The organism is Pantoea sp. S18, assembly GCF_045689705.1.
In the GTDB taxonomy this organism is placed as follows: domain Bacteria; phylum Pseudomonadota; class Gammaproteobacteria; order Enterobacterales; family Enterobacteriaceae; genus Pantoea; species Pantoea symbiotica.
In genome coordinates, this window is record NZ_CP142688.1 from 189818 (window position 1) to 202142 (window position 12325).

Genomic DNA, 12325 nt, shown 5'->3' on the forward strand with positions numbered 1-12325 from the left:
AGCAGACAGAATGATACGAGTGATGAGTCAGCTGGGTATGGCGCTGGCACTGGTCAGCCTGGTAGGCTGTGGCCTGAAAGGACCGCTGTATTTCCCGCCGAAAGATCAGCCAAACAAGCCGAAACAGCAGGTCACCGAGCAGCAGCAAAAAGCCGCTCAGGATGCTGATGTCGGTGGTTTGGTCACCAGCAAGCCTGGTTCGCAGGCGAACTAAAATCTATGAGTAATCCGGCGGAGCAGAAAATGCAGTTCTCAAAAATGCACGGTCTCGGCAACGACTTTATGGTCGTGGATGCTGTGACGCAAAACGTCTTTTTTTCGCCGGAACTGATTCGCCGCCTGGCGGACAGAAATCTGGGGATCGGTTTTGATCAGCTGCTGATCGTCGAACCGCCTTACGATCCGGATCTCGATTTCCATTACCGCATTTTCAACGCCGATGGCAGCGAAGTCGCACAGTGCGGCAACGGCGCTCGCTGTTTCGCCCGCTTTGTGCGTCTGAAAGGGTTGACCAACAAAAGCGACATTCGCGTCAGTACACAAACCGGCCGCATGGTGCTCAGCGTTACCAATGATGAGCTGGTGCGCGTCAATATGGGACAACCGAACTTCGAACCGCAAAGCGTGCCGCTGCGTGCCAATAAAGCAGAGAACCTTTATTTGCAGCGTGTTGCCGATCAAACCGTGATGTTTGGTGCGGTATCGATGGGCAATCCGCACTGCGTGATTCAGGTAGAAAGCGTGAAAACCGCGCCGGTGGAAACGCTCGGTCCAGAGCTGGAAAGCCACGAGCGTTTCCCGGAGCGCGTTAACGTCGGTTTCATGGAAGTGGTCAATCGTGAACACATCCGTCTGCGCGTGTACGAACGTGGCGCGGGCGAAACCCAGGCTTGCGGCAGCGGCGCTTGTGCGGCGGTGGCCTGCGGCGTTCAGCAGGGCATTTTAGCGGAGAATGTCCGCGTCGATTTGCCGGGCGGAACGCTGCATATTGCCTGGAAAGGGGAAGGGCAACCGCTGTTTATGACCGGTCCTGCCACACACGTCTACGATGGGTTTATTCATCTATGAAAAATGTCGAAGAGCAGACCGAAAGCGAGGTTTTGCTGGACGATCAATCGGTAAGCGCATTTCTGCGCGAAAACCCCGATTTCTTTATTCGCAATGCGCGCCAGGTCGAACAGATGATGGTGCCGCATCCGGTACGCGGCAGCGTTTCGCTGGTGGAGTGGCATATGGCGCGTCAGCGCAACCACATCCAGCAGTTGGAAGAGGAGATCACGCTGCTGATGGAGCAGGCCACGGCTAACCATCAGCTGTTTGATCGCCTGCTGGCGCTACAAGGTCATCTTGCCGCCGCCGACAGCTTGCAAGAGATGTTAACGCGTCTGCACCGCTGGGCGCGCGAACTCGGTCTGGCCGGTGCGCACGTGCGCGTGTTCAATGACAAGTGGCACATCGGCGCGCCCTCTGATTTCACCCAACTCGGCTTGTCACGTCAGGCATTCGAACCATTGCGCATTCAGCGCTTCGGCAATGAACATCACTATCTCGGCAGCCTCAACGGCCCGGAATTGCTGCTGCTGTTGCCGCAGGCCAAAGCGATTGGCTCGGTGGCGATGTCGCTGATGGGCGAGCGCGGCGAGCTGGGCGTATTGATGTTTACCAGCCGCGATAATCAGCATTATCAGGCGGGCATGGGCACGCTGCTGCTGCAGCATCTGGCGCAAATGCTGCCGGATTTGCTGTCACGCTGGATTGAACGCGCATGAGTCACGTCAGTCCGCTGCTGCCGGCCGTGGATGACTTTCTGCGTTATCTTAAGGTCGAACGCCAGCTCAGTCCGCTGACGCAAAAGAATTACCAACGGCAATTGCAGGCGATTATGGCAATTGCCGATGAGATGAAGCTGACGAGCTGGTCGCAGCTGGAACCGGCGCAGGTGCGCAGCCTGGCGGCACGCAGCCGCCGTGGCGGTTTGGGTGCCAGCAGTTTGGCACTGCGCATGTCGGCGCTGCGCAGTTTTCTCGACTGGCAAGTGCATCAGGGCATGTTAAGCGCCAATCCCGCCAAAGGCATTTCCACGCCGCGTAACGCGCGCCATCTGCCGAAAAACATGGACGTCGACGAAGTTAACCAACTGCTGGAGATCGATCTCAACGATCCGCTGGCGGTGCGCGACCGCGCGATGCTGGAAACCATGTACGGCGGCGGCTTGCGTCTCTCCGAGCTGGTGAATATGGATTGTCGCCACATGGATTTGGAAGCGGGCGAAGTGCGGGTGCTGGGTAAAGGCAGCAAAGAGCGCCGCGTACCGATTGGCGGCACGGCGGTCACCTGGATTCAGCACTGGTTATCGCTGCGTGATAGCTTTGCGCCGCAGGATGACGCGGTGTTTGTCTCCAGCCGCGGCAGCCGAATTTCGACGCGCAATGTGCAGAAGCGTTTTGCCGAATGGGGTATCAAGCAAGGCGTCGCCAGCCATATTCATCCGCATAAACTGCGCCACTCTTTTGCCACGCATTTGCTGGAATCGAGCGGCGATCTGCGCGCGGTACAGGAACTGCTCGGCCACGCTAATCTGGCGACCACGCAAATCTATACCCATCTGGATTTCCAGCATCTGGCGACGGTTTATGATGCGGCCCATCCACGTGCCAAACGAGGAAAGTCTTAATGAAGTTTTATCGTCCGCTCGGCCCGATCAAAGCGATCACTTTTGATCTCGACGACACCTTGTATGACAACCATCCGGTGATCCGCAAAACCACCGCCGAATCGCACGCTGCACTGCAGGCGTATCATCCGGCGCTGCGTGAATTCACCCCGGCGGATTATCAGGCGCTGCGTAATGAGTTGCTGGCGCGCGAGCCGGAAATTTATCACGACGTGTCTGAATGGCGCCGCCGCTCGGTGGAGCTGGCGCTGCTCAATGTCGGCTTGTCGGCATCAGAAGCCAGCGCCGGTGCCAGCGACGTGATGAGCGTGTTCCATCAATGGCGCAGCGAAGTGACCATGCCAGAAGAGACACATCAAACGCTGACGTGGCTGGGTGAGCGTGTGCCGCTGGTGGCGATCACCAACGGCAATGCCTGTCCGGAAAAGCTCGGCATCCATCACCACTTCCAGTTCGCGCTGCGTGCCGGTCCGCACGGTCGCGCCAAGCCGTGGCAGGATATGTATCATCTGGCCGCTGAGCGTTTGGACATCGCGCCGCAGCACATTCTGCACGTCGGCGACGATCTCACCACCGATGTTGCCGGTTCGCTGCGTGCCGGGATGCAAGCCTGCTGGATCAACCTGCGAGAAGGCAATCTGATGAAGATCGACGATGCGCGTTTGCTGCCGCATGTTGAAATTGATCGGTTGGCATCTCTGACCTCGCTGCTATAATAGCTGTAAATTTATCCAGTAACTGGATGCTCTCCTTTTTTAGACGGTGCTTATGGACGTTTCTGAACTGCTTGACGGCTTGAATGACAAACAGCGCGAGGCGGTCGCCGCACCGCGCAGCAACCTGCTGGTGCTGGCCGGAGCAGGCAGTGGCAAAACCCGTGTGCTGGTGCATCGCATCGCCTGGCTGCTGTCGGTAGAGAACTGCTCGCCGTATTCGATTATGGCAGTGACCTTTACCAACAAAGCAGCGGCAGAAATGCGCCATCGTATCGATCAGCTGATCGGCACCAGCCAGGGCGGCATGTGGATTGGTACCTTCCACGGCCTGGCGCACCGTTTACTGCGCGCGCATCACCTTGATGCCGGTTTGCCGCAGGATTTCCAGATTCTCGACAGCGACGACCAGCTGCGTCTGTTGAAGCGCCTGATCAAAGCCATGAACCTTGATGAGAAACAGTGGCCTGCGCGTCAGGGCATGTGGTACATCAACGGCAAAAAAGATGAAGGTCTGCGTCCAAAACACATCGAAAGCTACGGCAATCCGGTTGAACAAACCTGGCTGCGCATCTATCAGGCATATCAGGAAGCCTGCGATCGCGCCGGTTTAGTGGATTTCGCCGAGCTGCTGCTGCGTGCCCACGAACTGTGGCTCAACAAGCCGCATATCCTCAATCATTACCGCGAGCGTTTCAGTAACGTGCTGGTGGATGAGTTCCAGGATACCAACAACATTCAGTACGCGTGGATTCGCATGCTGGCGGGTGATACCGGCCGCGTGATTATCGTCGGCGATGACGATCAGTCGATTTACGGCTGGCGCGGTGCCCAGGTAGAAAACATCCAGCGCTTCCTGCAGGATTTCCCCGGCGCAGAAACCATTCGCCTGGAGCAGAACTATCGCTCGACCAACAACATTCTGAAAGCCGCTAACACGCTGATCGCCAACAACAATGGCCGCCTCGGTAAAGAGCTGTGGACCGACGGCAGCGATGGCGAAAAGATCTCGCTCTACTGCGCATTCAACGAGCTGGATGAAGCGCGCTTTGTGGTCAATCGCATCAAAAGCTGGCATGAAAACGGCAACGCGCTGCAGGATTGCGCCATTCTCTACCGCAGCAACGCCCAATCGCGTGTGCTGGAAGAGGCGCTGCTGCAAGGCAGCATGCCGTATCGCATTTATGGCGGCATGCGCTTCTTCGAGCGTCAGGAGATCAAAGATGCGCTGGCCTATCTGCGTTTGATGGCCAATCGCAATGACGATGCGGCATTTGAGCGTGTGGTGAACACGCCGGTGCGCGGCGTGGGCGATCGTACGCTCGACGTGGTGCGCCAGACCGCGCGCGATCAGCAACTCACTTTATGGCAAGCCACGCGCGAGCTGTTACAGAACAAAGTGTTAGCCGGACGCGCCGCGTCGGCGCTGCAGCGCTTCTGCGAGCTGGTCGATTCACTGGCCAGCGAAACATCCGAGATGCCGCTGCATGTGCAAACCGATCGCGTCATCAAAGACTCCGGTTTATGGGTGATGTACGAGCAGGAGAAGGGCGAGAAGGGCCAGGCGCGTATTGAAAACTTAGAGGAGCTGGTCACTGCAACGCGCCAGTTCAGCTATCAGGACGAAGACGAAGATCTGATGCCGCTGCAGGCGTTCTTGTCGCATGCGGCGCTGGAAGCGGGCGAAGGTCAGGCCGACAAATGGCAGGACGCGGTGCAGCTGATGACCATGCATTCGGCGAAAGGGCTGGAGTTCAGCCAGGTATTTATCGTCGGCATGGAAGAGGGCATGTTCCCGAGCCAGATGTCGCTGGATGAAGGCGGTCGTCTGGAAGAGGAGCGTCGTCTGGCTTACGTCGGCGTAACGCGTGCGATGGTCAAGTTGACGCTCACTTATGCCGAAAGCCGTCGTCTTTATGGTAAGGAAGTGTATCACCGTCCATCACGCTTTATCGGCGAGCTGCCGGAAGAGTGCGTGGAAGAGGTGCGTTTGCGCGCCAGCGTCAGCCGTCCGGTGAGCCATCAGCGCATGGGTACGCCAATCGCGCAAAACGACAGCGGCTTCACGCTCGGCCAGCGCGTGCGCCATGCCAAGTTCGGTGAAGGCACCATCATTAACCTCGAAGGCAGCGGCGAACACAGCCGTTTGCAAGTGGCGTTTCAGGGCCAGGGGATCAAGTGGCTGGTGGCGGCTTACGCCCGTCTGGAAACGGTGTAGCGCGGTTGCGCTACCTTGACGACTTTTTCGTCTCAGCGTAACATGCGCGCACTATTATCATGAGAGGACAATGCCTTGGACGCGCCCAGTCGATGCTGGCTCAATCACCTGTTTAACAGGAACTCCTAAGGTTACCTCTTTTAGCTGGTAGCCTTAGCGGTTATCAGCGACCTCCCTTTTTTACTCTCGTCGCGTGAGTTAGCACTGATTTACCCTTGAAGCGAAAGTTTCCGTGTTCAGGCTTCGCCGTGCCCGTAATCTACAGTGGTCACCGCCTTGTCCCATTCCGAAAAAATGGGGAGTTATTGCTATGCTGAGCGCATTTAAACTCGATCGTAATCGCCTGACGCGCATCGAGCTGGAAGAAGACAACGACAAACTCAACACGTCTGTTTGGGTCGATCTGATCGAACCCGACGACAGCGAACGCGATCGCGTGCAGTGTGAGCTCGGCCAAAGCCTGGCAACGCGTCCGGAGCTGGAAGACATCGAAGCCTCGGCGCGTTTCTTCGAAGACGAAGACGGCCTGCACATTCACTCCTTCTTCTTCTTTGAAGATGCCGAAGACCACGCGGGCAACTCCACTGTGGCATTCACCATCCGCGAAGATCGCCTGTATACGCTGCGCGAACGTGAGCTGCCGGCTTTCCGTCTCTATCGCATGCGTGCGCGCAACCAGATGCTGACCGATGGCAACGCCTATGAGCTGCTGCTGGATCTGTTTGAGACCAAAATCGAACAGCTGGCGGATGAGATCGAGAACATTTATAGCGCGCTGGAAAAACTCAGCCGCGTGATCATGGAAGGCCAGCAGGGCGAAGAGTACGATCAGGCGCTATCACGTTTGGCGGAGCTGGAAGATATCGGCTGGAAAGTGCGTTTGTGTCTGATGGATACCCAGCGCGCCCTCAACTTCCTGGTGCGTAAAGCACGTCTGCCGGGCAACCAGCTGGAGCAGGCACGTGAAATCCTGCGCGATATCGAATCGCTGCTGCCGCATAACGAATCGCTGTTCCAGAAGGTTAACTTCCTGATGCAGGCGGCGATGGGCTTCATTAACATCGAGCAGAACCGCATCATCAAGATCTTCTCGGTGGTATCGGTGGTATTCCTGCCGCCAACGCTGGTGGCATCAAGCTACGGGATGAACTTCGAGTTTATGCCGGAGCTGAAATGGAGCTTTGGTTACCCGGGCGCGATTAGCCTGATGATCCTCGCCGGCCTGGCGCCTTACCTCTATTTCAAACGCAAGAATTGGTTGTAACCGTTCTCAAGTCCAGGTCGTCATGAATGACGACCCTACAAAACCGCTCATGACAAACGTAGGGTCGCCATTTATGGCGACCTGGTAGATAAACTTTAATTTTCTGCGTAACCTGTTGGCTCTGCTCACTATCTGATTCTCTCCTATGGCGCGCTTCTCATTGCGACTGCAATGGATACTTCTGCTGATTGCTTCGTTAGTGCTGGGGATTATCCTCCAGCTGTTCCACCTTCCTGCGGCCCTGCTTCTTGGCCCAATGATTGTCGGCACCGTTATGGGCTTGTCCGGCGCTACCGTTCGCATCGATAAGCGTTTCTTCGTGCTGGCACAAGCGGTGCTCGGCTGCATGATCGGCCAGAGCTTATCGCCGGGCATTCTCACGCCGCTGATTCAGGATTGGCCGGTGGTGCTGGCGGTGCTGGTGCTGACGCTAGCGGCCAGCGGCCTGTCCGGTTTTCTGCTGGTGCGCTTCAGTAATTTGCCCGGCCCAACTGGCGCATGGGGATCGTCGCCAGGCGGTGCTTCGGCGATGGTAGCAATGGCCGGTGATTTCGGGGCGGATGTGCGGCTGGTGGCGTTTATGCAGTATCTGCGCGTGCTATTTGTCGCCACTGCTGCTGCAGTGGTGGCGCGCATTGGCTTGGGTTCCAACGGCGGTGCGGCTGAACTGGTGTGGTTTCCCGCGCTGCACAGTAGCTTCCTGTTGACATTGCTGGTGATGTTCGCCGGTGCGTGGCTTGGCCAGAAGCTGCGCATTCCTTCCGGCGCTTTGTTGCTACCGGCGCTGATCGGCGCGGTGCTGCACGGCACGGATGTGGCGACCTTGCAGGTACCGGAATGGTTGCTGGCGCTGGCTTATGCGTTGATTGGCTGGAGCGTGGGATTGCGTTTCACCCGGCCGATTTTCAAGCTGGCGCTGCGAACGCTGCCGCAAATGCTGCTGTCGATTTTCGGCTTAATGCTGTTATGCGGCGGATTAGCCTGGATGCTGACGCGCGTTTTGCACGTCGATCTGATGACCGCCTATCTGGCAACCAGCCCGGGCGGGCTGGATACCGTGGCGATTATTGCGGCCGGCACGCGGGTCGATATGGCATTTGTCATGGCGCTGCAGACGCTGCGTCTGTTCACCATCTTGCTCACCGGCCCGGCGCTGGCGCGTTTTATTTCACGCTACGCGCATGCGCGCCCGAGCTGAGAACGCCACCGCATCGATAATGAACACGGCGAGCGCCAGCCAGATAAAGCCGAAGGTCACCATTTTATCTGGCGTCAGGCTCTCGCCGTAGAACAGCACCGCCAGCAGGAACATCAACGTCGGGCCCAGATACTGGAAGAAGCCGACAGTCGATAAGCGCAGACGCGCGCAGGCGGCCGCAAACAACATCAGCGGAATGGTGGTGATAATGCCCGCCGCGACCAGCTTGAGATTAAGGCTCATGGCGTTGGCACTGAGATGGCTGGTCGCGCTGTCTGCAAAGCCAAACAGGTAAATCGCCGCCAGCGGAAACAGCCACAGCGTCTCGATCAGCATGCCGCTCTGCGCATCGACCTGAATCTTTTTGCGCACCAAACCGTACAAAGCAAAACTCAGCGCCAGACCAAGGCCGATAATCGGCAGCGATCCAAATTGCCACAGCTGCACCAGCACACCGGTTGTCGCCAGTAATACCGCCAGCCACTGCAAGCGGCGGAATCGTTCGCGCAGGAACAGCATGCCAAACACCACGTTAATCAGCGGGTTGATAAAGTAGCCGAGGCTGGCTTCCAGCATGTGCTGATTATTCACCGCCCAGATAAACAGCAGCCAGTTACCGCCAATGGTGACGGCGGTCAGCGCCAGCAGCAGCACCTTTTTCGGTTGCGCCAGCACACTGCGCACCTGCGCCCAACTCCGCGTCAGGGTGATCAGTAGCAGCATAAACAGCGCGGACCAAATCACGCGATGCGTCATAATTTCGGTGGCGGGCACCTCTTTGACCAGCTTGAAGTAGGCGGGCGCGATGCCCCAAATGAAGTAAGCGCCGAGCGCGTAGCCAATACCCTGGCGAGTTTGTTGCGAATCCATCATGTCATTCCAAAAGTACTGATTAGCCAATCATGTAGGTGGCGGTAGCGGTAGCGATGTAATCGCCTTGCTGGTTATGTAACTCCACGCGCGCCACGGCGACTTTATTGCCGCCGCGCAGCAGGCTGCTGGTGGCGATAAAGCGCTCGCCGCGGCCTGGGCGCAGATAATCCACGCGCATATCAATGGTGCCCATACGGGACAGGCGCTGACGCAGCTCTTCCTCGGTAATGCTCTCCTGACGCGTCAGCGCATAGCTGACACACACCAGCCCGGCGGCGACATCCAGCACCGAGGCGATGACGCCGCCATGCAAAATCTGCTGCGCCGCGTTGCCGACCAGCATGGTTTTATTGGCGAAGCCGAGTTCGGCGTAATCTGCTTCCAGTCGATCCAGCTCTAATCCGAGCGCCTGATTGAAGGGCATGTGATAAACAAAAATTTCGCCAATCAAACGGCGCGCTTCCTGCTGTGTCAGCAACGGGGATGACATAATTCCTGCCTTAAAATGTTAACGAGTTGTGTATATTATGCCGCGTTCGAGCCGCTTTCCAGTTTCGGAAATCGGCGCTGATCAACCGCAGGTTTTGCGTGTAGAATGGCCTGCTTTTTGAACCGTCACTTGACGATTACGACACGCAGTTCTCTGGAGAATTCTATGCGTAAGCATTACGCCTTGCTGGCCGCGGCGCTGATCCTTCCTGGCCTGGCGCAGGCTGAAGAAGCCACGATAAAAGAGGTTCATGATGCACCGGCAGTGAAGGGCAGCATTATCGCTAACCTGCTGGAGAAACACGATAACCCGTTCGTGCTTTATCCTTACGAAAACAACTATCTGCTCTACACCTACACCACAGACATGAACAAAGAGGCGATCTCTTCGTACAGCTGGGCAGACAAAGCTAAAAATGATGAAGTAAAATTCCAGCTCAGCCTGGCGTTTCCGCTATGGCGCGGCATTTTAGGCGATAACTCGGTGCTGGCGGCGTCCTATACTCAGCGCTCGTGGTGGCAGCTCTCGAACCGTGGTGCGTCATCACCGTTCCGTGAAACCGATTATGAGCCACAGATTTTCCTCGGCTGGGCCACCGATTACACCTTCGCAGGCTGGACCTTACGCGATGTGGAAACTGGCTTAGTGCATCAGTCGAACGGCCGCAGCGAGCCAACTTCGCGCAGCTGGAACCGCGTTTACGCGCGCTTCATGGCGCAGAACGGCAATCTGCTCGCGGAGATCAAACCCTGGTATCGTCTGCCAGAAAGTGAAAGCAATGACGATAACCCGGACATCACCAAATACATGGGTTACTACCGCGCCAAGCTCGGCTACATGATGGGCGAGAACATTTTCAGCGTGGAAGGTAACTACAACTGGAACAGCGGCTTCGGCGGTGCAACCTTCGCCTGGAGCTACCCAATCTCTGAACACGTGCGCTTTTACACGCAGGTGTTCAGCGGCTATGGTGAATCATTGATCGACTATAACCATCGCCAGACGCGCTTCGGCGTGGGCGTGACGCTCAACGATCTGTTCTAACCCGCAACAAAGACAGGATTACCGTGGCAACATCGGCAGTGCTTAATCAGGAAATGCTGGCGCAGCAGGTATTACAAGATACCTTCGGCTATCAGCAGTTCCGCCCAGGTCAGCAAAACATCATCGAAACCGCCCTGTCAGGACGCGATTGTCTGGTGGTGATGCCGACCGGCGGCGGCAAATCGCTGTGCTATCAAATCCCGGCGCTGGTGCGCGAAGGGCTGACGCTGGTGGTTTCACCGCTGATTTCACTGATGAAAGATCAGGTCGATCAGCTGCTGGCGAACGGCGTGGCAGCAGCGTGCCTCAACTCGACGCAAACGCGCGAGCAGCAGCAGCAGGTGTTTGCGGACTGTCGTACTGGCAAACTCAAGCTGCTATATATCGCGCCTGAACGCCTGATGATGGACAACTTCCTCGACAGTCTGCACCAGTGGAATCCGGTGATGCTGGCGGTAGATGAAGCGCACTGTATTTCACAGTGGGGCCACGATTTCCGTCCGGAATATGGCTCGATTGGCCAGCTGCGTCAGCACTTCCCCGATCTGCCGGTCATGGCGTTGACCGCCACCGCTGATGAAACCACGCGTAATGACATCGCCCATCTGCTGCAGATGGACGATCCGCTGATTCAAATCAGCAGCTTTGACCGCCCGAATATTCGCTACACGCTGGTGGAGAAATTCAAACCCACCGAGCAGTTACTGCGTTATGTGCAGGATCAGCGCGGCAAAAGCGGCATTATTTACTGTAACAGCCGCGCCAAAGTGGAAGACACCGCCGCGCGCCTGCAGAGCCGTGGCTTGAGCGTTGGCGCTTATCACGCCGGTATCGATAGCGCGCAGCGTGCCAGCGTGCAGGAAGCCTTCCAACGTGACGATCTGCAAATTGTGGTCGCCACCGTGGCATTCGGTATGGGCATCAACAAACCCAACGTGCGCTTCGTGGTGCACTTCGATATTCCGCGCAACATCGAATCCTATTATCAGGAAACCGGCCGCGCCGGGCGTGATGGCCTGCCTGCCGAAGCGATGATGCTTTACGATCCGGCCGACATGGCGTGGCTGCGTAAATGTCTGGAAGAGAAAGTGCCCGGCCCGTTGCAGGATATTGAACGCCACAAACTCAACGCGATGGGCGCGTTTGCCGAAGCGCAAACCTGTCGTCGTCTGGTATTGCTGAACTATTTCGGCGAAGGTCGCCAGCAGCAGTGCGACAACTGCGATATCTGCCTCGATCCGCCACGTCGCTACGACGGCTTGCTCGAGGCGCAAAAGGCGCTGTCGAGCATCTATCGTACCGGGCAGCGCTTTGGGATGGGCTATATTGTTGAGGTTTTGCGTGGAGCCAGTAATCAGCGTATTCGTGACAACGGCCACGACAAACTGCCGGTGTACGGCTTAGGCCGCGAACATAGTCACGAACACTGGATCAGCGTGCTGCGTCAGCTGATTCACCTCGGCATGGTGACGCAAAACATCGCCATGCATTCGGCGCTGCAACTCACTGAAGCGGCGCGTCCGGTATTACGTGCCGAAGTGCCGCTGATGCTGGCGGTGCCGCGTATCGTGACGGTGAAGACGCGCGGCAGCAGTTCGCCGAAGGTGCACAGCGGCAATTACGATCGCCAGCTGTTTGCCAAGCTGCGTAAGCTGCGTAAAGCGATTGCCGATGAAGAGAATATTCCGCCGTACGTGGTGTTTAACGATGCCACGCTGATTGAAATGGCAGAACAAATGCCGATTAGCGCGTCAGAAATGCTCAGCGTGAACGGCGTCGGTCATCGCAAACTGGAGCGTTTTGGTAAGCCGTTCCTGGTGATGATCAAAGAACATGTTGATGAAGGTTAAA

The 12325-nt window shown here is 57.0% G+C and carries 12 protein-coding genes; 10 read left to right on the plus strand and 2 right to left on the minus strand.

What is annotated here, in order from left to right:
- Nucleotides 1-10 precede the first annotated feature (10 nt).
- The 8 genes from lptM (at nt 11) to VIJ98_RS00875 (ending at nt 8067) form a co-directional block, all read left to right on the plus strand.
- A complete protein-coding gene (gene lptM / locus VIJ98_RS00840; RefSeq protein ID WP_008105771.1) occupies nt 11-214 on the plus strand; it encodes an LPS translocon maturation chaperone LptM in 204 nt (67 codons plus the stop codon).
- A 29-nt stretch (nt 215-243) separates the two neighbouring features.
- Complete coding sequence (dapF, locus tag VIJ98_RS00845; RefSeq protein ID WP_008105772.1) at nt 244-1068, plus strand: diaminopimelate epimerase; 825 nt, start codon at nt 244-246, stop codon at nt 1066-1068.
- The gene (locus VIJ98_RS00850; RefSeq protein WP_061719368.1) at nt 1065-1769 is read left to right on the plus strand and encodes a DUF484 domain-containing protein; all 705 of its coding nucleotides are present in this window, start codon (nt 1065-1067) and stop codon (nt 1767-1769) included. Before dapF ends, VIJ98_RS00850 begins: the two co-directional genes overlap by 4 nt.
- Nucleotides 1766-2674: a tyrosine recombinase XerC gene (gene xerC, locus VIJ98_RS00855; protein ID WP_323271882.1), complete on the plus strand. Its 909-nt coding sequence runs from the start codon at nt 1766-1768 to the stop codon at nt 2672-2674. The genes VIJ98_RS00850 and xerC overlap by 4 nt, the downstream gene beginning before the upstream one ends.
- On the plus strand, nt 2674-3390 hold the full coding sequence (yigB, locus tag VIJ98_RS00860) for a 5-amino-6-(5-phospho-D-ribitylamino)uracil phosphatase YigB (protein ID WP_061719370.1): 717 nt from the start codon (nt 2674-2676) through the stop codon (nt 3388-3390). Before xerC ends, yigB begins: the two co-directional genes overlap by 1 nt.
- A 52-nt stretch (nt 3391-3442) precedes the next feature.
- On the plus strand, nt 3443-5605 hold the full coding sequence (gene uvrD, locus VIJ98_RS00865; protein ID WP_154156861.1) for a DNA helicase II: 2163 nt from the start codon (nt 3443-3445) through the stop codon (nt 5603-5605).
- A gap of 310 nt (nt 5606-5915) precedes the next feature.
- The gene (gene corA, locus VIJ98_RS00870) at nt 5916-6869 is read left to right on the plus strand and encodes a magnesium/cobalt transporter CorA (protein WP_008105777.1); all 954 of its coding nucleotides are present in this window, start codon (nt 5916-5918) and stop codon (nt 6867-6869) included.
- 145 nt (nt 6870-7014) lie between these two features.
- A complete protein-coding gene (locus VIJ98_RS00875) occupies nt 7015-8067 on the plus strand; it encodes an AbrB family transcriptional regulator (protein WP_323271883.1) in 1053 nt (350 codons plus the stop codon).
- On the opposite strand, the gene rarD is transcribed toward VIJ98_RS00875, so the two are convergent.
- Nucleotides 8038-8937 (minus strand): EamA family transporter RarD, encoded by a 900-nt coding sequence (rarD, locus tag VIJ98_RS00880; RefSeq protein WP_061719373.1) that lies wholly within the window; start codon nt 8935-8937, stop codon nt 8038-8040. The two genes, VIJ98_RS00875 and rarD, sit on opposite strands and share 30 nt — an antisense overlap.
- A 22-nt stretch (nt 8938-8959) precedes the next feature.
- Nucleotides 8960-9430, minus strand: coding sequence for a thioesterase family protein (locus VIJ98_RS00885; protein ID WP_008105780.1), 471 nt, complete (start codon nt 9428-9430; stop codon nt 8960-8962).
- Between the two features lie 165 nt (nt 9431-9595).
- Here VIJ98_RS00885 and pldA point away from each other — a divergent pair, with 165 nt between their 5' ends.
- Entirely contained in the window at nt 9596-10474 is an 879-nt protein-coding gene (pldA, locus tag VIJ98_RS00890; RefSeq protein ID WP_323271884.1) for a phospholipase A, read from the plus strand.
- Between the two features lie 23 nt (nt 10475-10497).
- Nucleotides 10498-12324 (plus strand): ATP-dependent DNA helicase RecQ, encoded by a 1827-nt coding sequence (gene recQ, locus VIJ98_RS00895; RefSeq protein ID WP_061719374.1) that lies wholly within the window; start codon nt 10498-10500, stop codon nt 12322-12324.
- The last annotated feature ends 1 nt before the right edge of the window (nt 12325 follow it).

Excerpts from the sequence above, each read along its gene's own strand:
- lptM (WP_008105771.1), top strand. The coding sequence starts at position 11 with ATGATACGAGTGATGAGTCAGCTGGGTATGGCGCTGGCACTGGTCAGC.
- dapF (WP_008105772.1), top strand. The coding sequence starts at position 244 with ATGCAGTTCTCAAAAATGCACGGTCTCGGCAACGACTTTATGGTCGTG.
- VIJ98_RS00850 (WP_061719368.1), top strand. The coding sequence starts at position 1,065 with ATGAAAAATGTCGAAGAGCAGACCGAAAGCGAGGTTTTGCTGGACGAT.
- xerC (WP_323271882.1), top strand. The coding sequence starts at position 1,766 with ATGAGTCACGTCAGTCCGCTGCTGCCGGCCGTGGATGACTTTCTGCGT.
- yigB (WP_061719370.1), top strand. The coding sequence starts at position 2,674 with ATGAAGTTTTATCGTCCGCTCGGCCCGATCAAAGCGATCACTTTTGAT.
- uvrD (WP_154156861.1), top strand. The coding sequence starts at position 3,443 with ATGGACGTTTCTGAACTGCTTGACGGCTTGAATGACAAACAGCGCGAG.
- corA (WP_008105777.1), top strand. The coding sequence starts at position 5,916 with ATGCTGAGCGCATTTAAACTCGATCGTAATCGCCTGACGCGCATCGAG.
- VIJ98_RS00875 (WP_323271883.1), top strand. The coding sequence starts at position 7,015 with ATGGCGCGCTTCTCATTGCGACTGCAATGGATACTTCTGCTGATTGCT.
- rarD (WP_061719373.1), bottom strand. The coding sequence starts at position 8,937 with ATGGATTCGCAACAAACTCGCCAGGGTATTGGCTACGCGCTCGGCGCT.
- VIJ98_RS00885 (WP_008105780.1), bottom strand. The coding sequence starts at position 9,430 with ATGTCATCCCCGTTGCTGACACAGCAGGAAGCGCGCCGTTTGATTGGC.
- pldA (WP_323271884.1), top strand. The coding sequence starts at position 9,596 with ATGCGTAAGCATTACGCCTTGCTGGCCGCGGCGCTGATCCTTCCTGGC.